Raw genomic sequence first — 23,842 nt, 5'->3', positions numbered from 1 at the left:
TAATCGCGAGTAACATCGGCTAAGTTACCGGCGAGTAGCTATTTCGATGCAGCGCCACTTCAGGGAGAGAACATGGGCCACTACAAGAGCAACGTCCGCGACCTCGAGTTCAACCTCTTCGAGGTGCTGGGTCTGGACACGCCACTGAGTGAGGGCGTGTGGGGCGATCTCGACGCCGACACCGTCCGCGACATGCTGTCCGAGGTCGCGCGTCTGGCCGAGGGGCCGCTCGGCGAGGCCTTCGCCGACGCCGACCGCAACCCGCCGGTGTTCGACCCGGAGAAGCACGAGGCGATGCTGCCGGAGTCCTTCAAGGCGTCGTTCAAGGCGATGTGGGACGCCGAGTGGTACCGCATGGGCCTGTCCGAGGAGATCGGCGGCATGCCGGTCCCCCGCGCGCTCGTGTGGGCCATCTCCGAGATGCTGCTCGGCGCGCAGCCCGCCGCGTTCATGTACCAGGCCGGGCCGTCGTTCGCGGACGTGTTCTTCAAGAACGGCACCGACGAGCAGAAGCAGTGGGCCGCAACGTGTGTCGAGCGCGGCTGGGGCGCCACCATGGTCCTCACCGAGCCCGATGCCGGCTCGGACGTCGGCGCCGGACGCACCAAGGCCGTCCAGCAGACCGACGGCACCTGGCACATCGAGGGCGTCAAGCGCTTCATCACGTCGGCCACCTCCGACGACCTGTTCGAGAACATCTTCCACCTCGTCCTGGCCCGCCCCGAGGGCGCCGGCCCGGGCACCAAGGGCCTGTCCCTGTTCTTCGTCCCGAAGTTCCACTTCGATTTCGAGAAGAACGAGCTCGGCGAGCGTAACGGCGTCTTCGTCACCAACGTCGAGCACAAGATGGGCCTCAAGGCGTCCACCACGTGCGAGCTCACGTTCGGCGGCCACGGCACCCCCGCCGTCGGCTGGCTCGTCGGCGACGTCCACAACGGCATCGCGCAGATGTTCGACGTCATCGAGCACGCCCGCATGATGGTCGGCACCAAGGCCATCTCGACGCTGTCGACCGGCTACCTCAACGCCCTCGACTACGCCAAGCAGCGCGTCCAGGGCTCCGACCTGACGCAGATGACCGACAAGACCGCGCCGCGCGTCACCATCACCCACCACCCCGACGTCCGACGCAGCCTCGCACTGCAGAAGGCGTACGCGGAGGGCCTGCGCTCGGTGTACCTGTACACCGCCGCACACCAGGAACCGGCGATGGCGCAGCACGTCTCGGGCGCCGACCCGCAGCTCGCGCACCGCGTCAACGACCTGCTGCTGCCGATCGTCAAGGGTGTCGGTTCCGAGCGCGCCTACCAGTACCTCACCGAGAGCCTGCAGACCCTCGGCGGCTCCGGGTTCCTGCAGGACTACCCGATCGAGCAGTACATCCGCGACTCGAAGATCGACTCGCTGTACGAGGGCACCACCGCCATCCAGGCGCAGGACTTCTTCTTCCGCAAGATCGCCCGCGACCGCGGCGTCGCCCTGGCCCATGTGGCCGGCGAGATCAAGAAGTTCATCGACAGCGAGGCCGGCAACGGACGACTCAAGACCGAACGCGCCCTGCTGTCCACCGCCCTCGAGGACGTCCAGGCCATGGCCGCGACCCTCACCGGACACCTCATGGGCGCGCAGGAACAGCCCACCGAGCTGTACAAGGTGGGTCTCGGCTCGGTCCGCTTCCTGATGTCCGTCGGCGACCTGCTCGTCGGCTGGCAGCTGCTGCGGCACTCCGAGATCGCCCTGGCGGCACTCGACGCGGGCGCCGCCGACAAGGACAAGGCGTTCTACGAGGGCAAGGTCGCGACCGCGTCGTTCTTCGCGAAGAACGTCCTGCCCGAACTGACCGCGACCCGCACCGTCCTGTCGCACCTCGACAACGACATCATGGAACTCGACGAGGCCGCGTTCTGATCGACCCGTTCGACGACGAGAGCCCCCGCACGGTTGTGCGGGGGCTCTCGTGTGTCCGGGGGTTGTTCACCGGTGTCGCAGGGCTTCCGGCACTGTCGCAGGGCTTCTGCATACGGAAAACCCCTGCGACCGTCGGACAACCCCTGCGACTACCGTCCGGGCTCGGTCGCTCCGGGCTCCGCCGGTGCGGCCGGCTCCGACGGCTTCGGCTCGTTCGACACGCACTTGACGACCGGCACCGGGTCGTAGCGGACGGTGCGGGTGTGGCGGGAGATCTCCGCGCCGGTCTTCGCGTCGGTGATGATGCGGGTGTTGCTGGTGGTGAAGCCCTGCGCGCCACCGGACGGCACACAGTGCGGACCGGCGGGCAGTGTGATCGTCGTCGGGGACGTGTAGTTGCTGCGCTCCCCGGTCACCGATTCGACGTTCACCGTCTTGGTGCCCCACAGCCGCACCGTGATGTCCGAACCGGTACCGATCGTCTGGATCACCACACCGGTCTGCGCGGGGTTGCGGAACTGCAGGTCGATCGCGCCCTCGAACACCGTCGCCTCCCGCGCCGCCGGATACCGCGAGATGTAGTAGCTGTGCTCGGTGTGGTCGACGTCGTCCATGCCCGCGAAGTAGGCGGCGTTGTAGAGGGTGGTCGCGAGCTGGCTGATGCCGCCGCCGACGGCGGTGTCCGGGCGGCCGTTGTTGATGATGCCGGACGACACGTAGCCCTCCGCGGTCCCGCGCGGGCCGGTGTAGCCGTTGAGGGAGAACGTCGCCCCCGGCTTCACGATCGCCCCGTTGATCTCACTTGCCGCGAGCCGGATGTTCACACCGGACGCGTACTCGAAGCCGCCGGTGGTGTACTCGGAGATCACCTCACGGATACCGAGGGCCTTCGCGCCGTCCGTGGTCAGCGCCGGTTCCGCCGGCTCGTAGACCGCGGGCGTGGTCCGCGCGTCCGGTGCCGCGAGCAGCGCCGGCAGCGGTTCGAGCGTCTTGGCCCACTGCACCATCTCGCCCGTTACCGACGGCACCACCTGCGGTGCACCGCCCCCGAACGAGAACGACGCGTCCTTCGGTTTCGTCTCGGTGTCCGCGAGTTGCGGCGCCAGGAGCGCGGTGGCCGCCTCCGTGTTGTACTGCGGGGTCAGCCCGCCGTCCCCGTCCGGCACGAAACTCAGGATCGCGCCGACCTGGGCGCGCGGCAGCGTCGCCACCGCCCCGTCCTTACCTGTCACCACGAGATCCGACGCGACCGCCGGCGCCGCGACGTCCCGGACCGCGGTGTCGACGCCCGCCTGGGTGACGGCGACCTCGACCGTGTCCACCGGCAGCACGACGGTGGTGCCGCGCGCCCAGTCCCCGACGAACGTGTCCTTCGCGGCCTCGACGTCGAGGGCCTGTCCGGGCAGCGGATCGACCGGCACCACCTCGGTGCCGTCGAACACGACGTTGCCCTCGCGTGGCGCCCGATCCGCCTGCTGTCCGACGCCGGTGATCGCCGCCGTCAGCGCGGCGTCGTCGACCGTGGACACCACCCCGATCTCCTGCGCGGTGAACAGCGACGACAGCCGGGTGAACGGGTTGATCGGCTGCTCCCCCGCCCGTTCGACGGTCGCGGCCCAGTCGATGCCGATACCGGCCTGTGCCGGGACGATCGTGGTGTCCGTGTCACCGGCCTGCACGGGGACGGCCTGCTCGACCCGCGGGCCGAGCGCGGTGCGCAGCGTCTGCTCGGCGTCCGCGACGGATTCGCCGCCGATCTCCACACCCGCGACCGTGACACCGCGCGGCACCCGGTCCGCGGAGACCACCCAGTCGGCGGCGTACGCGATCACGGCGACCGCCACGACCCCACCCGCGACGGCGGCGTACTTCACCCAGCCGCGCTTGGCGGACGCTTCCGGTTCGGAGGGCTCGGCAGCAACCTCGGGGTCGGTAGCAACCTCGGGGTCCGGGTTCTCCGGTTCCGGTGCGACGGCAGTCTCGGGTTCGGCAGGCTCCGGCTCCGCCGGGACCGCGGGCATGACCTCGGTCGGATTGTCGTCCGGCGCGGGACCGTCCGGACGGTTTTCTCCTGTGTCGGCGCTGCCGCCGTGTTCGTCACTCATTACGTGGGCTCCTGCCGAATCGACACCGTGCGGGGCCGTCGCGTGCGTGCTCGTACCGGCTCAAGGGTAATGAACACAGAGCGGCCCCGTGCCGTTGCCAGGTCGGGGGTCAGGCAACAACACGGGGCCGACTGGGATATCGCGCCTACACGGAAGGTGTTACACCGACATTTCGAGTCGGCCGGATTTTTCTTCCGGGCGGCCCGCCGATCACACCTCGACGATGGCGGTGACGCCCTGGCCGCCGGCCGCGCAGATCGAGATCAGGCCGCGTCCCGATCCCTTCTCGGCCAGCATCTTCGCGAGGGAGGCGACGATCCGTCCGCCGGTGGCCGCGAACGGGTGCCCGGCCGCGAGCGACGAGCCGTTGACGTTGAGCTTGGAGCGGTCGATGCTGCCGAGGGCCCCGTCGAGACCGAGGCGTTCCTTGCAGTACTCGTCGGACTCCCACGCCTGCAGCGTCGCCAGGACGACCGACGCGAACGCCTCGTGGATCTCGTAGAAGTCGAAGTCCTGCAGCGTGAGGCCGTTGCGGGCCAGCAGGCGCGGCACCGCATACGTGGGTGCCATGAGCAGACCGTCGCCGCCGTGCACGTAGTCGACGGCCGCAGTCTCCGAATCCACCAGGTGCGCGAGCACCGGCAGGTTCCGCTCGGCCGCCCACTCGTCGGTGGACAGCAGCACCGCCGACGCGCCGTCGGTGAGGGGGGTGGAGTTACCGGCGGTCATGGTCGCGTCGCCCAGCTTGGTACCGAACACCGGCTTGAGCGTCGACAGCTTCTCGACGCTCGAGTCGGGACGCAGGTTGTCGTCGCGGGTCAGACCCAGGAACGGGGTGACGAGGTCGTCGAAGAAACCGCGGTCGTAGGCGGCGGCCATGTTGTGGTGGCTGGCGGCGGCGAGTTCGTCCTGGTCCTCGCGGCGGATGCCGAATTCCTTGGTGGTGATCGCCGCGTGATCGCCCATCGACAGCCCGGTACGGGGCTCGCCGTTGCGCGGGATCTCGATGCCGAGCATCGACGGGCGCACGTTGCCGAGCAGCTTGATCCGGTCCGTGGTGGTCCGGGCGCGGTTGACCGACAGCAGGAATTCGCGCAGTTCGTCGTTCACGCCGATCGGGGCGTCCGACGTGGTGTCCACGCCGCCGCCGACACCGGCGTCGATGCGTCCGGACGCGATGGCGTCGCCGACGGTGACGATCGCCTGCAGGCCCGTGCCGCACGCCTGCTGCAGGTCGTAGGCCGGGGTGTACGGGCTCAGCGCGCTACCCAGGACGCACTCGCGCATGAGGTTGAAGTCGCGGCTGTGCTTGAGTACCGCGCCACCGGCGACCATGCCCAGTCGTTCGTCCTGCAGACCGAACCGGCTCACCAGCCCGTCGAGGGTGGCGGTGAACATGTCCTGGTTGGATGCCTGCGCGTATCGCCGGTCCGAACGCGCGAACGGGATACGGTTGCCGCCGACGATGGCGACGGGGCGCAGCTGACGACCACCGGACTGCGCTGCGGGTGCCGGCTGGGTGCTGCGGTTACGGGCTCTGCTGCTCACGTCGGTCTCCATCGGAAGTGGCGGGGGATACGGTCACACTCGACATTGAACTTACTCCAGAGTAAGTTCAATGTCGATACCGCACCCGGATGCACGCGGGTGCCCGACAAGCGACAAAGAAGGTGGACCGTGGCAGCCAGCAAGGGCGCTCCCGACCTCTACTCCCAGTTCCTCTCGTCCGCGCCGGGCGCATTCATCGCCAAGCAGGCCGGGCTGCCGCAGCCCGAGAAGCTGCGCCGCTACAAGAAGGGCGAGCCGCCGCTCGCGGGCCCGATCCTCGTCGGCGGCAAGGGCCGCCTCGCCGAACCGGTCCGGGAGCTGCTGTCGGACTACCCGGCCGCGCAGCCGCACGACGACCGCTACGGCGCGCTCGTGTTCGACGCCACCGGCATCGGCCAGGTCACCGAACTGGTGCAGCTGTTCGAATTCTTCCAGCCGGTGATCCGCAACCTGGCCCCGAGCGCCCGCGTCGTCGTGCTCGGCACCACCCCCGAACTGACGTCCGGCGTCGACGAGCAGGTCGCCCAGCGCGCCCTCGAGGGCTTCACCCGCAGCGTCGGCAAGGAGATCAAGCGCGGCTCCACCGCCCAGCTCGTCTACGTCTCCCCCGACGCGTCCACCGGCCTGTCCGGGCTCGAGTCGACGCTGCGGTTCCTGCTGTCGGCCAAGTCGGCGTTCGTCGACGGCCAGGTCATCCGCGTCGGCGCCGAGGACTCGGTCGCCCCCGCCGACTGGGACCGCCCGCTCGACGGCAAGGTCGCCGTCGTGACCGGTGCGGCCCGCGGCATCGGCGCCACCATCGCCGAGGTTCTCTCCCGCGACGGCGCGACCGTCGTGTGCGCCGACATCCCGGCCGCCGGGCAGGCGCTGTCGGAGACCGCGAACAAGGTCGGCGGCACGTCGCTGGCGCTCGACGTCACCGCACCCGACGCCGCCGAGAAGCTCGCCGCGCACCTCACCGAACGCCACGGTGGCGCCGACATCATCGTCCACAACGCCGGCATCACCCGCGACAAGACGCTCGCCAACATGGACGAGTCCCGCTGGAACAGCGTCCTGGGCGTCAACCTCCTTGCCCCACAGAAGATCACCGAGACGCTCGTCGCCCAGGGCGTGCTGCGCGAGGGTGGCCGGGTGGTCGACGTGTCGTCCATCGCGGGCATCGCCGGCAACCGCGGCCAGACCAACTACGGCACCTCCAAAGCCGGCGTCATCGGTCTCGTGCAGGCCAGCGCACCGGTCCTGGCCGAGAAGAAGATCACCATCAACGCCGTCGCGCCGGGCTTCATCGAGACCGCGATGACCGCGGCCATCCCGTTCGCGACCCGCGAGGTCGGCCGCCGCGGCAGCTCGCTGCTGCAGGGCGGTCAGACCGTCGACGTCGCCGAACTGGTGGCGTACTTCGCGAGCCCCGCCTCCAATGCCGTCACCGGCCAGATCGTCCGGGTGTGCGGCCAGTCCCTGCTGGGCGCCTGATGGCGGGCGGCAAGCAGGTGCTCGTGCAGTTGCGCGAGCAGCCCGGCGCCCTCGACAACTACGCTCGCGCCGCGTTCGGGGCGCTGCCGTTCGTCAAGCCGGCGGGCCGACGGACCCTGCCGCAGGAGACGCTGGCCCTGTCGGGGGTGCGCGTCGATCACGACAATCTGGCCGCGTACGCGAAGGTGTGCGGGTTGCGGTTCGGCGACACCCTGCCGGTCACGTACCCGTTCACGCTCGTGTTCCCGACGGTGATGCGTCTGCTCACTTCCCGCGAGTTCCCGTTCCCCGCAATCGGTTCCGTGCACACCGACAACGTGATCGAGCAGCGACGCCCGATCTCGGTGAGCGAACCACTGGACCTGACGGTGCGCGCCGACAACCTGCGGCCGCACCCCAAGGGCACCCAGGTGGACCTCGTCAGCGAGGTGTCGGTGGGACGCGAACTCGTGTGGCGTCAGGTCAGCACGTTCCTCAAGATGCACCCCACCGGGGCGCCGAAGGAACCGAAGACCGAACACACGGACGAGGTCCCGCCGCCACCCACCCGCACCCTGCGGGTCGATCAGAAGATCATCGGACGGTACGCGGCCGTGTCCGGTGACCGTAACCCGATTCACGTCTCGTCGCTCGGCGCCAAGGCATTCGGGTTCCCCGGCACCATCGCGCACGGCATGTGGAGTGCCGCCGCGGTACTCGCCCCACTCGAAGGACGCCTGCCCGACGCATTCACGTACACCGTCCGGTTCGGCAAGCCGATCGTCCTGCCGGCCACGGTCAACCTGTACACCGACCGGACCCCCGACGGCTGGGACCTGTCGCTGAAGAACCCGAAGAAGGGCTACCCGCACCTCACCGCGACGGTGCGCTGACGCCGCCGTGTGCCGTTCCGGTCGTAGCCACGGCCGGAACGGTGCACCGGCCGCCCGGCGCCTACCGTCCGTCGCGCAGCCGCTCGTTCTCGGCGAGCAACTCGCTGTTGGCGGCCTCGAGTTCGAGGATCTGCCGGATGCCAGTGAGATTGACCCCGGCCTTCACCAGTTCCGACACCCGCGACAGCCGGTAGATGTCGTCCTCGCTGTAACGGCGGGTACCGCCGTCCGTGCGGGACGGCATGATCAGGCCGCGGCGCTCGTAGAGCCGCAGGGTCTGCGGCCCTATTCCGGTCAGCTCCGAGGTGACCGAGATTCCATAGACTCCGCGAGTGGAGCGGGGCGGAGACTGCTGCGTCATCGTGGCCTTCAAATCCCGTCTGGGTCGTTCGAGGGGAGGGGAGGGTCCGACGTTCGCCCACCGTCACCTGCTGATGACTCGAGCCGCCGTCGATGCGACAACGGTAGCACCGAGGGTGCATCGAATGTGCGGCGGCAGACAAAGATTCCCCCGAGCGCATCCGGCCGAATGTCACATCGGTTCCGTTGGACTGAACCGATGTGACATTCGGTCACCGGACGGGCGGCCCCGGTACGACACTGCGGCCGCCGCTCATCGCTTTTGCTGCCTGAAACGTTACGCAGTGGGCCGTCGATATCGACCGGCCGACGGGTACACGGCACCTATCGGGCATCGCCCGAGAACCCACCCTCACCTGCTAAGACAGTTTATATGCTTTCGTCGACATAGATTTTGTTGTACGTTGCGTAGGTCAAAACTTCGAGATGCACGAGAAGAAGAGTGAGACGGCGGAGTACCCGACAGGCCGACACGGCCGGTCCGCACCGCCCATGCACCCGGCTTCCACAACCCGGACGGCACGTCGACCGACAGCGCCGCCACGGGTGAGCCGTATCAGAGAAGAGGAGAATTCCATGACCGGAACCCGACCGAACCTCGCCCCGCTGGCCGACACCTGGGAGTGGCAGCGCCACGGCAGCTGTCAGGGCATGAACGAATCCGTTTTCTTCCCGCCGACCGGGGAACGCGGCAACGCCCGCACGATGCGTGAGCGCCGCGCCAAGGCCGTCTGCGCGTCCTGCCCCGTCGCAGCCGCCTGCCTGCAGCACTCCCTCGCGGTGCCCGAACCGTTCGGGGTGTGGGGTGGGGTCGGCGAATCCGAGCGCGCCGTCATGCTGCGTGGACGCCGCGTCCGGAACCGGCGCGCCGCGTAGCGCGCCGGCCCGGCGGCTACTTCTTGGTGCCGGCCAGGCCGCGCCAGGCCAGCTTGTCGAGCAGATCGACGGCGGCGGCCACTTCGATCTCACCGCCGGCGACCCGGTCGGCGACCGCCTCGCCGGCACCGACGAGTGCCACCGCCATGATCGAGAAGTCGGTGTCCGGTTCCGGTTCCTTGGTGCTCGACTCGAGCAGTTTGGCGGTCAGTTCGATGAGCCGTTCGCGGCTGCCCCCGACCTGCGTGGCGAACGACTGCTGGCCGATCGCCTGCCGGTACAGCACCATCCAGGAGCGGCGGTTCTCGTCGACGAATCCGAGGAACCCGGCGAGCGCGGCCCGCAACTGTTCCCGCGGCGGCAGCGTGGGGTCGCCGGCCGGAGAGATCGCCTCGACGAACCGCAGCCCCTCCCGATGGATGCACGCGGAGAACAACTCGTCCTTGGAGCCGTAGTACAGGTACAGCATCGGCTTGGAGATGTTCGCCGTCGCCGCGATCTTGTCCATCGACGCGTCGTGAAATCCGTTGTCGGAGAACACCTCGATCGCGGCGTCGAGCATCTGCTGCTCACGCACCGCCCGCGGAAGTCGCTTGGTGCCGCCTGCCATGTCTCCTCCAGAGGTAAGACTCTCCATCTTACTCTAGAGTAAGAACGCGGGTATCTCCCCCATTCTGCCGGATCGGATCACCCGCCCCGGCAGCAACCCGTCAGGAGCGCGACGGCGGCGGCAGCACCTGCGTGAAGAGCACCTTCCCCGTCGCGTCGAGCAGGCGCACCGTCATCTCGCCCGTGTCACCGGCGATGTCGACCTCCCCGAAGTGCTGGAACCCGTCCATCGGGGACGCGCTCGGGGCGGGCGGCGCATGCACGAACACAGCCTCCGGACCGAACGTCGCATCCAGATCGTTCGGACCGAACCCGCCGGCGTTGAGCGGGCCGGACACGAACTCCCAGAACTCGTCGAAATCGGTGAACGCGGCCCGCTCGGGCGAGTAGTGGTGTGCGGCCGTGTAGTGGACGTCGGCGGTGAGCCACACCGTGCCGGTGACCCGGTTCGCCTTGATCGCCGACAGCACCCGCGCGATGTCGTGCTCCCGTCCGGACGGCGCACCCGGATCCCCGTTGGCGACCCCCTCGAACGCGGTGTCCCCGTCCGGGACTACCAACCCGATCGGCAGATCGGCGGCGATGATCTTCCAGGTGGCCGTCGAGCGACCGAGCTCGTCGATCAGCCAGCGCGTCTGTTCCGGGCCGAGGATGCGGCCGTCGGCCCCGGTGTTGGCGCCGTTGGCATCCTTGTACGTGCGCATGTCCAGGACGAAGACGTCGAGCAGCGGGCCGTACCCGATCTTGCGGTAGATCCGCCCGTCCACCGCCTCCGACGGCGCGATCGGCAGCCACTCGTGGAACGCCTGGAACGCGCGCGCCGCCAGCACGTCCACGTTCTTCTCGGTGTACGCGTCGAGGTCGAGGATCTCCCCCGGATACCAGTTGTTCACGGTCTCGTGGTCGTCCCACTGAACCACCTGCGCAACAGACGAATTGAACCTGCGGTAGTTCTCGTCCATGAGGTTGTAGGCGTACTGGCCGCGGTACTGATCGAGCGTTTGGGCGACTGCGCTCTTCGGCTCGGTCACGATGTTGCGCCACACCCGACCGTCCGGCAGTGTCACCGTCTCCTTCAACGGCCCGTCCGCGTACACGACGTCCCCGGAGTGCAGGAACAGGTGCGGGTCGCGGGACGCCATCGTGTCGAAGATCCGCATGCCGCCGAGGTCCGGGTTGATGCCGAAGCCCTGGCCGGCGGTGTCGCCCGACCACTGCAGACGGATGTCGCCGGGCATGTCCGGCGCGGTACGGAACACCCCGGTGACCGGCTCCGACGTGGCCCCGTCGTCGCCCTCGAGTGTCACCCGGTAGTGCACCTGCTGTCCGGCGGGCAGCCCCGTCAGCCGCAACCGCCCGGTGCCGTCCGACGCCGGCGTGAGTAGTCCACTCTCGGCGCGCGTGACATTCGAGAACGATTCGGACGCAGAGGTTTCCACGATCATTTTCGCCGGACGATCCGACCTGGCCCAGATCAGCGCCCCGTCCCGGCGGACGTCACCGGACGCCACCCCGTGCGTGAGGGTCGGCCGCGGCCGCACCAGCGTCGGCCCCACCGAACCCACCGAACTCGCCGACGACGGCGTCGAGCACGCCGACAGCACGGGGACCGCCAACGCGCCGAGGGCGGCGGAACGGAACAGGGCACGACGGGACAGACCACGACGGGGTTCGGACACGGAGACTCCTCGAGCTCGTCGGCCGACCCCCGACGGGCCGGCACTCAGCTCGTGAGCATCACGAAGGAACCTCTCGGGTCCGTGAACAACGGGTGAGCGGCGACCGTCGGCCCGGTGACGGTCCCGTCAGCAGCTGACGACGCCCTTCGCCCGCGCCATCGTCAGCACCGACGCGTCGACCTGCTCCTGCGACAGCCGGCCCTTCTCGACGGCCGCCTCGAGCCGGTCCAGCACCCGGGGGACGTCGTCGGTGGTCAGCCACAGCGCCGTCGTCGCGCCCGCCGACAGTGCCTGTTCGACGGCCTCGGCGATGTCGAACCGGTCGGTGATCGCCTTCATCCCGGACAGGTCGTCCGTGAAGATCGGGCCGGTGAACGCCGGCGCCCCGTAACCGGTGCCGTCACGCAGCAGGGCCACGGCCTCCGGGCTCAGGCTCGCCGGCAGCCCGTCCGTCGTCAGCCCCGGCACACTCAGATGCCCGAGCATCACCCCGACACCCGTGTCGACCAGGTTCCGGTACGGCACCAGGTCGGAGGTCTGCAACTGCTCGAGCGGCGGCGTCGTCACCGCCCCGGTGTGCGAATCACCGGACGCGGACCCGTGGCCGGGAAAGTGCTTGAGCACCGGCAGGATTCCCGAATCCCGCATGCCGCGGGCGTACGCGTCCGCATACGTCGTCACCACCTGTGGGTCGTCCGAGAAGGAGCGGTCACCGATCACCGTGTCGTCGGGCTGGCTGCTCACGTCGACGTCCGGGGCGAAGTTGACGGTGACACCGATCGACCGCAGGTTCCGGCCTCGTTCGAGCGCCATCTCGTACACCTGTTCGGGGGTCATCGTCCGCGCCGCCTCCCGCGCCGACGGGTCCGTACCGAACAACTGGTCGACCCGCGAGACCCGGCCGCCCTCCTCGTCGATCGTCACCATCAGCGGAATCGGGCTCTCCTCCGCGATCACCGCAGCATCACCGTTCGCGAGCATCGACTCGTCGGTCCAGCTGCCGATGAAGATGCCGCCGATCTGCTCGGATTCGACGATCTTCCGGGCGTCCTCGGTGCCGGTGACCCCGACCGTGAGCAGTTGCGCCAGCTTCTGCCGTTCGGTGAGCGACCGCAGCAGCCCCGGACCGCACATTGCCGACCCGAACGGTCCCGGCGCGGGCGGCACACTGCGCGTCGTCGTCGACTGTGTCGTCGTCTCGGACAACTCGGTCGTCTGTTGGGCGCCGGTCGTCGTGTCCGATCCGCCGCCCGACGAGCATCCGGCCGCCAGACCCGCCACCAACACGACCGCGACCGCATGTCGAATACGCATGTCTCGACGGTAGCGGAGACGGATTCGGTCCGTTCCCGAGCCGAGCGACACGGGTAATGGCAAGGTAATCTCGGGGGACGGAGAGTCACCGTCCGCGAACTCCGGTCGAACCTGATTTCAGGAGGTCACAGTGCCTGCAGATCTCATGCTCATTGCCTACGACGGCTCCGACAACGCCAAGCGCGCGATCGAATACGCCGGACGGTTCCTGTCCGCGAACCGCGCGGTCGTCGCCACCGCGTGGGAACCGATGGTCCGCCAGGCCGCCCGCATGTCCGGACTGTCCGGGGTGATGCAGCCCGAATGGGTGCCCGACGAATCGTCCGAGGACATCGCCCTCACCGACGCGAAAGCCACCAACGCCGAGGGCCTCGAACTCGCCCGACAGTCCGGGATGGCCGCCGAGGGCCGCTGCTGCGAATCGTCGACCGCGATCTGGGCGACGATCGTCGAATGCGCCGACGAACTCGACGCCGACATCATCGTCACCGGCACCCGCGGCACCACCGGCCTACGCTCACTGCTGCAGTCCAGCGTCGCCGACCACGTGCTGCGGCACAGCCACCGACCGGTGCTGATCGTCCCGCCGGGCAACTGACCTCACAGGCGGCGCCGTATGGCAACCGCCGCCCCGGCAGCGATCGTCACGGCACCGATCGGCAACAGAAGACTGGGCTTCACAGCGTTGGTGAAACCCTCGTCGAAGGTCTGTTTCACGAGGTCCTTCGCCTTGTCGACGACCTGCTCGGGTATCCCCGGCGGCGCTTGCGGCGCCTGATGCAACGCACTGTCGGCGGTCCCGGACGACGCACTGTCGAACGCGGCGACGAACGGCGCCTGCGCCTGCGCGGGCAGGGCGGCACTGTTCTCGACGGCCGCATCGTGCAGGGTGCCACCCATCATCGACTGCAGGATCGCGCCGGTCGCCGCCACGCCGAGCACCGGGCCGAGGTGGAGCATCGTGTTGAACACGCCCGACGAGGTGCCGGCCAGTTCCTTCGGAACACCGCGCATCGCGATCGTCGTCTGCAGCGACGACGCCAACCCCATGCCCGCACCGATCAGGACGAGTCCCGGAACGAATGCCCAGCGGCCGGAATCCGGTTGCAGGGTGAACGCCACCACCGCGATCCCACCCGCAAGAGTGAGCAGACCGCCGACCATCGGCCAGCGGGCGGTGTGGTGATCGGCCAGGCGTCCGGTGAACGGGGCGACCATCAACAGCGCCACGAACAGTGGGATCGTGACCAGACCGGCCTCGAACGCCGACAGTCCGAGCACGGTCTGCAGGTAGATCGTGAACGGCATCATCAATGCGGCCAGCGCCAACGACGTCGCGAACCCGACACCGCTCATGAGACCGAAGTTCCGGTCCCGGAAGAGACTGAACGGGACGAGTGGTTCGCTGCCCGGACGGCGTTGCATCCGCCACTCGTACACGATGAATCCGGCGACCGTGAGGGCACCGAGCGCGAGGATCGCCGGGATCGACACGACCCCCCAGATCCGGCCCCAGTTGTACCGTGAGCCCTCCATCAGGCCGAAGGCGATCAGTGCCAGACCGGTCGTGGAGAGCACGGCCCCGACCGGATCGAGGGACCGCGCGGTGCCGAAATGCAGGTCGGGCACGAGTCGTATCGCCAGCGCGAACACCACGACACCGATCGGAATGTTCAGCAGGAACACCCATTCCCATCCGAAACCGGTGACCAGCCAGCCACCGAGAATCGGCCCGGTCACGGCGGCGAGGCCGGAGACCGCCGACCACACCCCCATCGCCACACCGCGACGTCCCGCCGGGAAGATGCCGGTGATGATCGTGAGCGTCTGCGGCGCCATCAACGCACCACCGATGCCCATCGCGACGCTGAACACGATCAGCCACGCCGCGCTCGGTGCGAACCCGCCGGCGGTCGAGAAGACGGTGAACCAGACGACGCCCACCAGGAACAGGCGGCGCTGACCGAACAGATCACCGAGTCTGCCGCCGACCAGCAGCAGCGCGGCATAGGCCAGCAGGAAGCCGTTGAGCACCCACAGGCCCACGTCGATGGACACCCGGAAGGAACTCATGATCGCGGGCAGTGCCGCGTTCACCGCAGTGTTCGCCAACAGGATCATGAAGAATCCCATGCAGACGACCATCACGATGGTCCAATCGCGGACGGTCGGGGCGTCGTCGCCACGTGGGGCGACCTCGGTTGTCGGTGTGCTCATTCGGCGGTTCTCCTGTCTCCCCGGCGCAGGTAGGCAGGCCGACGCTAAGCCGATTCGCGGCAGATCACCTCACGCGTAGGGGGTGAGGACCACCGTCGGCGCCGACGACTATCGTCGGCAGCATCATGGACGGCTTTCTCCTCTCCCGCCCCGATCGCACTCTCCGCACCATCGGGGCGCGGGACCGCTTCGACACCGCGGCCGCCGCCGCCGCCGCACTCACCACCGGACGCGCCGACCTGATCGTCGGGGCGCTGCCGTTCGATCCGGCGGCACCGGCCGCGCTCACCGCCCCCGAGACGGTGTCGTGGACGGACGGGCCGTGGCGTCCCGCGGCCGTCGCACCGCTGCCGGCCGTCCGTGTCGCCGACGAACTTCCTTCTCCCGCAGAACATGTGGACCGGGTGCGGCGCCTCGTCGACCGGCTGGGACACGGTGGCCTCGACAAGGTCGTCGCCGCGCGGGCCGTCCGTCTCGTCGCCGACACCCCCCTGTCCCCCGAGGCCCTCGCGGCCCGCATGATCGCCCGGCACCCGGCCGCGAACGGGTACGCCGTCGACCTCACCCCGGCCGGGCGCGGCTACGTCGGGCACAGCCTCGTCGGGGCCAGCCCGGAGATCCTGCTGAGCCGCCGCGGCACGACCGTCACCTGCCACCCGCTGGCCGGGTCCGCGCCGCGGCGCACCGACCCGGACGCCGACCGCGCCGAGGGTGACGCGCTGCTCGCGTCCGCGAAGAACCTCGCCGAACACGCGTTCGTCGTCGACTGGATCCGCGACGTCCTGGCGCCGCTGTGCACCGACCTGGACGTGCCGGCGACACCACAACTGACCCGCACCGGCGAACTGTGGCATCTGGCCAGTCCCATCCGCGGACGGCTGCGTGACGCCTCCGTCGACTCCCTCGACCTCGCGACCCGCCTGCACCCGACACCCGCCGTGTGCGGCACCCCCACCGGCCGGGCCCTCGACACCATCCGCGACGTCGAGGGTGACCGCCGTTTCTACGGCGGCGCCGTCGGCTGGTGCGATGCGGCCGGTGACGGCGACTGGGTGGTCGCGATCCGCTGCGCCGAGATCGACGCCGCCGGCACCGGGGCGTTCGCGTGGGCCGGCGGCGGCATCGTCGCCGCCTCCGACCCCGTCGCCGAACTCGACGAAACCACCACCAAACTCGGCACCCTGCTCGGGGCGCTCGGTGTGGACGTCCACGCCGGGACACCCCCGCAGGTGATACCTTGACCCGGATATCTGCGTTTCCTGAGTAATCAGCGGCTCGACCATGGGAGATCCGAGATGGCGAAGTTCCTTGTCCCCGGCATTGCCAGTGCCGTGATCGGTGCGGTTCTCGGTGTCGGCGCCGTCTTCGGAGTCACCCAGGCCGCCCAGGACAACACTCTCCCGACCATCGACCGATCCGGGAACGCCAACTCGTCGCTGCTGAACCAGGTTGAATACGGCAGCCGCTGAGCCGTCCACCGAACCCCTCACCCGGCGCTGGCTGATCGGCGCCGGGTTCGTCGCGTTCGCCGCATGCCTGTTGCAGGCGCCCGGCCGGATCGTCGCCGACACCAAATACGACCTCACCGAGAACCCGATCGGGTTCCTCACCCGCGCCGCCCACCAGTGGTCGTCGATCGCGCCGCTCGGCCAAGTGCAGAACCAGGCGTACGGCTACTTCTTCCCGCACGGCGCGTTCTTCGCGTCCGGGCAGCTGCTGCACATTCCGCCGTGGATCACCCAACGCCTGTGGTGGGCACTGCTGATCACCGCCGGATTCTGGGGTGTCGTCCGCGTCGCCGAAGCCCTCGGCATCGGCTCCCGCAGCTCCCGCATCGTCGCCGCGGTCGCGTTCGCGCTGTCACCGCGTGTCCTCACCACCCTCGGCTCCATCTCGTCCGAATCCCTGCCGATGATGCTCGCGCCGTGGGTGCTGCTGCCGGTGATCCTGGCGACGACCCCCGGCCGCGGGCCTGGCACCGGTAGGAGCCTGCGGGTACTCGCCGCGCAATCCGCCGTCGCGGTCGCGTTCATGGGCGCCGTCAACGCCGTCGCCACCGCCGCCGCATGCCTGGTAGCGGGCCTGTGGTGGATCGTGCACCGACCCGACCGGCGCTGGTGGGTGTTCACCGCGTGGTGGATTCCGTGCCTGCTGCTGGCGACGCTGTGGTGGATCGTGCCGCTGTTGTTGCTGAGCCGGGTCAGCCCCCCGTTCCTGGACTTCATCGAATCGTCCGGTGTCACCACCCAGTGGACGTCGCTGACCGAGGTGCTGCGCGGCACCGACAGCTGGACACCGTTCGTGTCCCCCGAACGCGTCGCCGGCACCGTCCTGGTCACCGAACCGGTCGCGGTCGTCGCGACCGGGCTGATCGCGGCCGCCGGACTGGCCGGACTGTGCATGCGGCGCATGCCCGCGAAGGGTCGGCTGACGCTGATCCTGCTGGTCGGCATCGCCGGACTCGGCGCCGGGTACGTCGGCGATCTCGGCTCCCCGATCGCCGAGCAGGTGCGGGCGTTCCTCGACGGCACCGGCGCGCCGCTGCGCAACGTCCACAAGCTCGAGCCCCTGGTCCGGCTGCCGCTCGTCCTCGGGTTGGCGCACCTGTTGGCGCGGGTGCCGCTGCCCGGGTCGGTGCCGTGGCGCCGCTGGCGGTCCGCGTTCGCGCATCCCGAACGACAGCCGACGGTCGCGGTCACCAGCGTGCTGCTCGTCGCCCTCACCCTCACCACCTCCCTCGTCTGGACGGGCCGGCTCGCCCCCCGCGGCGCCTACGACGCGGTCCCGTCGTACTGGCACGACGCCGCCCGGTGGCTGTCCGACCACGCGTCCGGCACGACGGGCGCGGACGCAGAACGGGCCCTCGTCGTGCCGGGCGCCCCGTTCGGCACGCAGGTCTGGGGCCTGACCCGTGACGAGCCGCTGCAGGCGCTGGCGTCGACGCCGTGGGCGGTGCGCGACGCGGTCCCGCTGGTGCCGCCCGGCGCGATCCGCGCCCTCGACTCGGTGCAGCGGATCATCTCCGACGGCCGCCCGTCCGACGGGCTCGCCGACACCCTCCTCGCGCAGGGGGTCCGCTACGTCGTGGTCCGCAACGATCTCGACCCGGACACGTCCCGGTCGGCGCGCCCGATCCTGGTGCACCGGACGATCTCCGGGTCGCCGGGCCTCGAGAAGGTCGCCCGGTTCGGGGACGACATCGCCCCCGCGACCGCCGCCGACGACATCGTCGCCGACAGCGGACTGCGGCCCGCATATCCGGCGATCGAGATCTACCGGGTGACGTCCCCGACCGGTCCGACACCGCCGCCCGGCCCGTACACCGTCGATCTCGATGCGGTGCCCGTCGTGCAGGGCGGGTCCGAATCGCTGCTGCGGCTCGCCGGCAACGGCACCGTCACCGTCACCGGGCCGGCGCTCCTCGCCTCCGACGCGGACCGCGCCGGACTGCCGGTCGGCGAGGTGACCGTCACCGACACCCCCACCGACCGGGAAACCGATTTCGGTCAGGTCGACAACCATTCCTCCGCTCTCCGCAGCCCCGACGACGCCCGCCGCACCCACAATGCGGTCGCCGACTATCCGGTGCCGGGCGCGCACCTCGTCGAAGGCGAATGGTCCGGGGCGACACTGACGGTGTCCAGTTCCGCGGCCGACGCCACCCAACTCGGCGGCACCGCCCCCGGCAGCGGACCGGCCGCGACCGTCGACGGCGACCCCGCCACCGCCTGGCTGAGCAACGGCCTCGAGACCGCCCGCGGGCAGTGGCTGCGCGCCGACCTCGACACCCCGATCACCAGCGGCATGCTGCACGTGACGACCAGTCCCGCCGCGTTCGGTACCCCCGTGAAATGGATTCGCATCGAAACCGCGAACGGGTCGACGTCGGTGCGGATCGACAAGCCCGGCGAACCGGTGTCCGTGTCGCTGCCGTCCGGGACCACGGACTGGCTGCGGATCCTCGCCACCCACACCGAGGACGGCTCCCCCGGCTACCAGTTCGGGATCAGCGAACTGTCCGTCGACGATTACTCGTCCGGCAGCAAGGTGCCCGTCCCGATCGTGCACCGCACCGTGCTGCCCCCCACCCCGGACGGCGCCCACGTCCGCGGCTGGGACCTCGGCCCGGAACTGCCCGGGCGTGCCGGCTGCGTCGACGGCCCCGACCGCGTCCACTGCACACCCGCCCTCGGGTTGCCGCCCGAGGAACCCGGCACGTTCACCCGCACCCTGCAGGTGCCGGACGCGACCGCCGTCACCCCGTCGCTGACGGTGCGGCCACGTCCCGGTGCCGGACTCGACGCGCTGCTCACCGACCCCGCGGCGGTGACCGCGAGCGGCCCCGCCGACGGTGTCGAACCGCGCGGCACCGCCCGCGCCGCCGTCGACGGGGATCCCGCGACGTCGTGGACGGCGCCGGCCACGACCGCGACGCGCACCGAGGGTCTGCCGACGCTGACGATCCGGTTGCCGCAGCCGACCCTCGTCACCGGACTGCAACTGACCGCGAGCACCGGCACGCTCCCCGCCGCACCCACCCGGATCGCCGTCGACCTCGGTAACGGACCGCAGACCCGGGACCTCGACGACTCCCCGCAGACCGTGGAACTGGAACCGCATGTCACCGACCGGATCGTGCTGTCGCTGGTGCGGTGGGACGACGTCCTCGACCGCACCGGACTCGGGTTCCTGCAGGCCCAGCCGCCCGGGCTCGCCGAGATCGTCGCCCTCGGCGCCGACGGCACCCCCGTCCCCGGCACCGCGACCGCACCGTCCCAGCGGCCCGTCACCGTCGGCTGCGACACCGGACCCGTGATCTCGCTCGGTGGATCGACAGTGCACCTGTCGGTCACCGCGACCGCGCAGCAGTTGGCGTCCGGGCAGCCGGTCACCGCGACCGTGTGCAGCCCCGACCCGGTGCCGCTGCCGTCGGGCCGTCAGGACGTCGTCGTCGCCCCCGGACCCGCGTTCACCGTCGACAACCTGCAACTGACCGTCACCCCGGCGGCCACCACCCCGTCCGTTACCCCGCCGACCGTCGGCCGCTGGACCGAGAACCTGCGTGAACTCGCCGTGACCGCATCCGGCACCGACCGGCTGCTCGTGGTCCCCGAGAGCACCAACGTCGGCTGGATCGCCACCGCACCCGACGGCACCGAACTGCAGCCGATCGTCGTCGGCGGCTGGCAGCAGGGCTGGATCGTCCCGGCCGGCACCGACGGCGTCGTCACCCTCGAATTCGCGACCGACCGCTGGTATCGCGCCGGACTCGCGTTCGGGCTGCTGCTGCTGATTCCCCTCGCACTGCTGGCGTGGGTGCGGCCCCGCCGGACACCTCTCGACGGCCCCGCCCCGCGCACCTACCGCAGCGCCGTCGCCGGATTCGTCGGGGTCCTCGCGGTCGCGACACTCGTCGCCGGGATCGTCGGGTCCGTCGTCACGCTGCTCGTCGCAGCCGGCGCGGCAGCACTGACCCGGTGGCGCGGGAACACGTTCGCGGCCCGGGTCCTCGTCGGCACCGCGGGTGCATCCCTGACAGTTGCCTCCGTACTGCTGTCGACCGGACCGTGGCGGGCACCCGACGGCTACGTCGGGTACTCGCTGCTGATTCAGCTGTGCGCGCTGACCGGGGTGGTCTGCGCGGGTGTCGCCGCCCTGCCGCTGTCCCGGTCGCCGATGTGGCGACGCTTCTCCCAACGCTGGACGGCCCGCCGCGCCGGCTCTTCCACCAGCGCGTAGCTGGCCGACGCCACCGCGACACTCAGCACCGTGGTGACCGCGAGGACGAACCAGAAACGGCCGGCGAACGGGGGGATGTCGAACATCGGGAACACGATCGTCAGCACCGCCAGATGCCAGATGAACAGCCCGTACGACCAGCGGCCCACCGCCAGCGCGACCGGACTCGCCAGGATCCGGTGCCGGTGCCCGGCCAGCACCAGCGGCGCCAGCAACGCGACACTCAGCACCGCACCGAGCACGATCTTCGTGGCGTACTGCCACGGCTCCGGCCGCACCAGACCCTCCGGCCCGGCCAGCCACGTCGTCGACAACCCGAACGCGACCACCGCGATCGTCGCCATGACGAGTCGACGCCCCGCCAACCGGTGCATCCGGGTGCCGCTCACCATCGCGAGTTCGGCGAGCAGCATGCCCGCCGCGAACCACGGAATGTAGCCGGGCAGCCAGTTGTCGTGGTGGATACCGTCCGGTGCCGGTACCGGCAGGAACGCCCACGACAGGCTGACCAGCGACAGCCCCAGCAGCACCGGGATCCGCAGTCGGGCGTACCCGCCGCGCAGCCGCACCATCGCCAACGCGACGATCGGCAGCACCAGATAGAACGCCACCTCCACCGACAGCGACCACATCTGCGTCAACCCCTCGGTGAGGGTGAGCGGCACGAACACCTGCACCAACCCCAGATTCGCCGCCCACACCGTCCAGCCGCCGCTCGCCGCCGGCAGGAACGCCAGCACCAGCACCACCACCACCCAGTAGGCGGGCAGAATGCGGGCGGCCCGGTTGAACCAGTACTTCACGATCGTCGGCGGGACCCCGAGCCCGCGGGCCGCCGCCGCATGCGGACGCCACAGCAGGAACCCGGACAGCGCGAAGAACACCGCCACCGCCAGATCGAACCGCCCCCAGATCCGCCCGATCACCGGATCCCCCGCCGCACCCGTCTGGAACGCCACATGCGTCACCAGCACCCCGAACGCCGCGAACCCACGCATCCCCTCCAGTGCGGGCACGAACGCGCGCGGATTACCGACCGGGGCGGTGTCACGAATGCTCATCGCCGTTCAGTGTGCCCGCACCCGGCATCCCGCCGAAAGCAGATGGGATGCGGTGCTCCGACGCAAACAGGACACCGAGACTGTTAGTGTCTGGGCTCACGACCCGTGTAGCGTGCGCGCTGGCGGTAGGGGCACCTCAATTCAAGAACGTTGAGTTAGGAGACAGCATGGCCGAGCGCTCAGGCCCGAGCCGGATACTTGCGTGCGTCCTGGTAGGCCTCGGGACCTTCCTGCTGGCCATCGCGATCATGATCCCCGCGTTCACGGTGGACAAACTCAAGAAGACGCCCCTCGACCTCGAGGTCACCACGATCGCCACCGGCACCGGTGACGTGCTCGACTCGAAGGCCCTGCTCGCCGGCAAGGCCGAAGTGAACACGAACGTGCCGATCGTCGCGCAGCGCTACGTGATCACGCAGGAGCCGTCCGACTCGCAGGTCGTGTCCGTGCAGGCCGGTCAGACACTGATCCGCACCGACAAGCAGGGCGACACCGGACTGCTGTCCGCGACCGTCGACACCGTCACCCTCGACCGCGTCAGCTCCATGCCCGTCGAACCGCCCGTCGGCACCATCCAGACGTCGACGACCAGCCCGGCCACCAAGGTCAGCCACACCGGCCTGCAGTACAAGTGGCCGTTCGGCGCCGAACAGAAGAGCTACCCCTACTTCGACCTGAACATCCGCACCAGCCAGGACATCGATTTCGTCGAGGAAACCGAAATCAACGGCATGAAGGTGTACCACTACAGCCAGAAGATCGAACCCACCGATCTGTCGAAGGTGGTGCCCGAGCCCACCAACAAGCTGACACTGCCCGCCTCCACTTGGGGTGTGCCCGGCGACGAGCAGCCCATCACCATGACCCGCTGGTACCAGAACCAGCGCGACGTGTGGGTCGACCCCGTCACCGGTGTCGTCGTCAAAGGCCAGGAAAAGCTGTACCAGTACTACGCCCGCGACAAGGCCAAGCCCGAGGTCACCGTCCTGAAGGTGACGCTGCCGTTCGACGAGAACACCATCGAATACCAGATCAAGCAGGCCAAGGACGGCCAGGACAAGCTGTCGCTGTTCGGCCGCACCCTCCCCATCGTCGCCGCCGTCCTCGGCGTGATCTCCCTCGCCGCCGGCGCCTTCCTCGGACTCCGCGGCGGACGCGGCAACAAGGGTGCCGCCGCAGCCGGCGGCCCCGGCAATCCGCCCGCCGACGGCCCCGGCCAGACCGGCGACCACGACTGGACCACCGACAAGACCGAAGAATTCCCCACGGTCAACCTCGGCAAGGACGGATTCACCGAACCGCCCCGCCAGTAAACAGTTTTCGTAGAACGGCACCCCGCACGACGATTCGTGCGGGGTGCCGTTTTTTGTGTGGACGGGGCGCTCGGGGTCGTGCGGGTGGGGTGCGTCGGCGCACCCGCCTCCCCGCGCGTTTCGCGCACTTGACGCGAGGAAACCTGCCGAATCCGTCGCGCTAAGTGCGCGAAACGCGGGAAACCTGTTGCGCCGGGCGCGCTTTGCGCACTTATTACGGGGTGACGGCGGGGGTGGTCGCCGGCACCGGCCGCCGCGACCAGACCAGCCAGATCCCATACATCGCGGCAACGCTGAGCAGTACGAACGGGGTGGTGGCGACGATCGTGCCGGCGGTCGACAGTTTCGGTGCCCACGAGGTGCCGTCGTCGGGCCAGTCCGAACGGTCGGTGATCACCGAATCCACGAGACCGACAAGGATGAGCGGTAGAAATGCGGCCGGCAGCGCGAGTCCGACGGTCGCAACGACGCGCCCGAACACCGGCGGCTGCGGCAGCAGATAGGCGCCGTACGCAGTGAGCAGCATCGACGGCACGAAGAGGACCGAGCCGAATGCCAGGACGAGCGCCCAGTTACCTGCGACGTCATACAGGAAGCCCGCTGAATCCCCGATCACCACGCCGACGACGATCGCCACGACGAACAACACCAGCGGCGTCGCCGCCACCCCGTACACCCACCTCTGCACACTCCGCATCCGGTCAGCGTCGCACGGGATCACCCCGAAGTCCGGTATGCCTACATCGGTGTCGCTGCCCGGCGCGC

At 69.6% G+C, this 23,842-nt stretch carries 17 protein-coding genes and 1 pseudogene; 9 read left to right on the top strand and 9 right to left on the bottom strand.

The window, feature by feature from the left end; genetic code table 11:
* Positions 1-72 precede the first annotated feature (72 nt).
* Positions 73-1,908, top strand: coding sequence for an acyl-CoA dehydrogenase (locus E0497_RS06195; RefSeq protein WP_137723919.1), 1,836 nt, complete (start codon positions 73-75; stop codon positions 1,906-1,908).
* 149 nt (positions 1,909-2,057) lie between these two features.
* Here the strand turns inward: E0497_RS06195 and E0497_RS06190 are convergent, their stop codons facing one another.
* Both E0497_RS06190 and E0497_RS06185 read right to left on the bottom strand, forming a co-directional pair.
* Positions 2,058-4,013, bottom strand: coding sequence for a VanW family protein (locus E0497_RS06190; RefSeq protein WP_137723918.1), 1,956 nt, complete (start codon positions 4,011-4,013; stop codon positions 2,058-2,060).
* Positions 4,014-4,223: 210 nt separating this feature from the next.
* Complete coding sequence (locus tag E0497_RS06185; RefSeq protein ID WP_137723917.1) at positions 4,224-5,561, bottom strand: acetyl-CoA C-acetyltransferase; 1,338 nt, start codon at positions 5,559-5,561, stop codon at positions 4,224-4,226.
* 129 nt (positions 5,562-5,690) lie between these two features.
* On the opposite strand from E0497_RS06185, the gene E0497_RS06180 reads away from it, so the two are divergent.
* Both E0497_RS06180 and E0497_RS06175 read left to right on the top strand, forming a co-directional pair.
* Positions 5,691-7,037: a 3-oxoacyl-ACP reductase gene (locus E0497_RS06180; RefSeq protein ID WP_137723916.1), complete on the top strand. Its 1,347-nt coding sequence runs from the start codon at positions 5,691-5,693 to the stop codon at positions 7,035-7,037.
* On the top strand, positions 7,037-7,909 hold the full coding sequence (locus E0497_RS06175; RefSeq protein ID WP_137723915.1) for a MaoC/PaaZ C-terminal domain-containing protein: 873 nt from the start codon (positions 7,037-7,039) through the stop codon (positions 7,907-7,909). The genes E0497_RS06180 and E0497_RS06175 overlap by 1 nt, the downstream gene beginning before the upstream one ends.
* Positions 7,910-7,970: 61 nt before the next feature.
* Here the strand turns inward: E0497_RS06175 and E0497_RS06170 are convergent, their stop codons facing one another.
* The gene (locus E0497_RS06170) at positions 7,971-8,270 is read right to left on the bottom strand and encodes a MerR family transcriptional regulator (RefSeq protein ID WP_170312887.1); all 300 of its coding nucleotides are present in this window, start codon (positions 8,268-8,270) and stop codon (positions 7,971-7,973) included.
* A 575-nt stretch (positions 8,271-8,845) separates the two neighbouring features.
* On the opposite strand from E0497_RS06170, the gene E0497_RS06165 reads away from it, so the two are divergent.
* Complete coding sequence (locus tag E0497_RS06165) at positions 8,846-9,145, top strand: WhiB family transcriptional regulator (protein WP_137723913.1); 300 nt, start codon at positions 8,846-8,848, stop codon at positions 9,143-9,145.
* A gap of 16 nt (positions 9,146-9,161) precedes the next feature.
* On the opposite strand, the gene E0497_RS06160 is transcribed toward E0497_RS06165, so the two are convergent.
* The 3 genes from E0497_RS06160 to E0497_RS06150 form a co-directional block, all read right to left on the bottom strand.
* Positions 9,162-9,755 (bottom strand): TetR/AcrR family transcriptional regulator, encoded by a 594-nt coding sequence (locus E0497_RS06160; protein WP_137723912.1) that lies wholly within the window; start codon positions 9,753-9,755, stop codon positions 9,162-9,164.
* Between the two features lie 100 nt (positions 9,756-9,855).
* Entirely contained in the window at positions 9,856-11,433 is a 1,578-nt protein-coding gene (locus tag E0497_RS06155; RefSeq protein ID WP_241665745.1) for an alkaline phosphatase D family protein, read from the bottom strand.
* A 126-nt stretch (positions 11,434-11,559) separates the two neighbouring features.
* Positions 11,560-12,747, bottom strand: coding sequence for a glycoside hydrolase family 3 N-terminal domain-containing protein (locus E0497_RS06150; RefSeq protein ID WP_137723911.1), 1,188 nt, complete (start codon positions 12,745-12,747; stop codon positions 11,560-11,562).
* Positions 12,748-12,877: 130 nt separating this feature from the next.
* Between E0497_RS06150 and E0497_RS06145 the strand changes: the two genes are divergently transcribed.
* Positions 12,878-13,345, top strand: a complete 468-nt coding sequence (locus E0497_RS06145; RefSeq protein WP_137723910.1) for a universal stress protein — start codon at positions 12,878-12,880, stop codon at positions 13,343-13,345.
* A gap of 2 nt (positions 13,346-13,347) precedes the next feature.
* Here the strand turns inward: E0497_RS06145 and E0497_RS06140 are convergent, their stop codons facing one another.
* Entirely contained in the window at positions 13,348-14,964 is a 1,617-nt protein-coding gene (locus E0497_RS06140; RefSeq protein WP_137723909.1) for a DHA2 family efflux MFS transporter permease subunit, read from the bottom strand.
* 125 nt (positions 14,965-15,089) lie between these two features.
* Between E0497_RS06140 and E0497_RS06135 the strand changes: the two genes are divergently transcribed.
* Genes E0497_RS06135 through E0497_RS21085 form a run of 3 tightly spaced genes read left to right on the top strand, consistent with a single transcriptional unit; the run spans position 15,090 to position 20,703 of the window.
* Positions 15,090-16,205, top strand: a complete 1,116-nt coding sequence (locus tag E0497_RS06135) for an isochorismate synthase (RefSeq protein ID WP_137723908.1) — start codon at positions 15,090-15,092, stop codon at positions 16,203-16,205.
* A 54-nt stretch (positions 16,206-16,259) separates the two neighbouring features.
* The gene (locus E0497_RS06130) at positions 16,260-16,433 is read left to right on the top strand and encodes a DUF2613 domain-containing protein (RefSeq protein WP_137723907.1); all 174 of its coding nucleotides are present in this window, start codon (positions 16,260-16,262) and stop codon (positions 16,431-16,433) included.
* The gene (locus E0497_RS21085) at positions 16,414-20,703 is read left to right on the top strand and encodes a DUF3367 domain-containing protein (RefSeq protein WP_421958312.1); all 4,290 of its coding nucleotides are present in this window, start codon (positions 16,414-16,416) and stop codon (positions 20,701-20,703) included. The genes E0497_RS06130 and E0497_RS21085 overlap by 20 nt, the downstream gene beginning before the upstream one ends.
* A gap of 23 nt (positions 20,704-20,726) precedes the next feature.
* Here E0497_RS21085 and E0497_RS06120 read toward each other — a convergent pair.
* Positions 20,727-21,764 (bottom strand): annotated as a pseudogene (locus E0497_RS06120) (acyltransferase family protein); the annotation flags it as partial.
* A gap of 167 nt (positions 21,765-21,931) precedes the next feature.
* Here E0497_RS06120 and pgfA point away from each other — a divergent pair.
* Positions 21,932-23,077, top strand: a complete 1,146-nt coding sequence (pgfA, locus tag E0497_RS06115; RefSeq protein WP_137723906.1) for a cell envelope lipid trafficking protein PgfA — start codon at positions 21,932-21,934, stop codon at positions 23,075-23,077.
* Between the two features lie 214 nt (positions 23,078-23,291).
* On the opposite strand, the gene E0497_RS06110 is transcribed toward pgfA, so the two are convergent.
* Positions 23,292-23,774, bottom strand: coding sequence for a hypothetical protein (locus E0497_RS06110; protein ID WP_137723905.1), 483 nt, complete (start codon positions 23,772-23,774; stop codon positions 23,292-23,294).
* Between the last annotated feature and the right edge of the window lie 68 nt (positions 23,775-23,842).

Source organism: Prescottella subtropica, assembly GCF_005434945.1.
Lineage (GTDB): Bacteria > Actinomycetota > Actinomycetes > Mycobacteriales > Mycobacteriaceae > Prescottella > Prescottella subtropica.
This window is presented reverse-complemented; position numbering and strand designations above follow the sequence as displayed.

Coding starts and splice junctions, on each gene's coding strand:
- E0497_RS06175 (WP_137723915.1), top strand. CDS start 7,037: ATGGCGGGCGGCAAGCAGGTGCTCGTGCAGTTGCGCGAGCAGCCCGGC.
- E0497_RS06150 (WP_137723911.1), bottom strand. CDS start 12,747: ATGCGTATTCGACATGCGGTCGCGGTCGTGTTGGTGGCGGGTCTGGCG.
- E0497_RS06165 (WP_137723913.1), top strand. CDS start 8,846: ATGACCGGAACCCGACCGAACCTCGCCCCGCTGGCCGACACCTGGGAG.
- E0497_RS06135 (WP_137723908.1), top strand. CDS start 15,090: ATGGACGGCTTTCTCCTCTCCCGCCCCGATCGCACTCTCCGCACCATC.
- E0497_RS06110 (WP_137723905.1), bottom strand. CDS start 23,774: ATGCGGAGTGTGCAGAGGTGGGTGTACGGGGTGGCGGCGACGCCGCTG.
- E0497_RS06130 (WP_137723907.1), top strand. CDS start 16,260: ATGGCGAAGTTCCTTGTCCCCGGCATTGCCAGTGCCGTGATCGGTGCG.
- pgfA (WP_137723906.1), top strand. CDS start 21,932: ATGGCCGAGCGCTCAGGCCCGAGCCGGATACTTGCGTGCGTCCTGGTA.
- E0497_RS06140 (WP_137723909.1), bottom strand. CDS start 14,964: ATGAGCACACCGACAACCGAGGTCGCCCCACGTGGCGACGACGCCCCG.
- E0497_RS06190 (WP_137723918.1), bottom strand. CDS start 4,013: ATGAGTGACGAACACGGCGGCAGCGCCGACACAGGAGAAAACCGTCCG.
- E0497_RS06195 (WP_137723919.1), top strand. CDS start 73: ATGGGCCACTACAAGAGCAACGTCCGCGACCTCGAGTTCAACCTCTTC.
- E0497_RS06160 (WP_137723912.1), bottom strand. CDS start 9,755: ATGGCAGGCGGCACCAAGCGACTTCCGCGGGCGGTGCGTGAGCAGCAG.
- E0497_RS06170 (WP_170312887.1), bottom strand. CDS start 8,270: ATGACGCAGCAGTCTCCGCCCCGCTCCACTCGCGGAGTCTATGGAATC.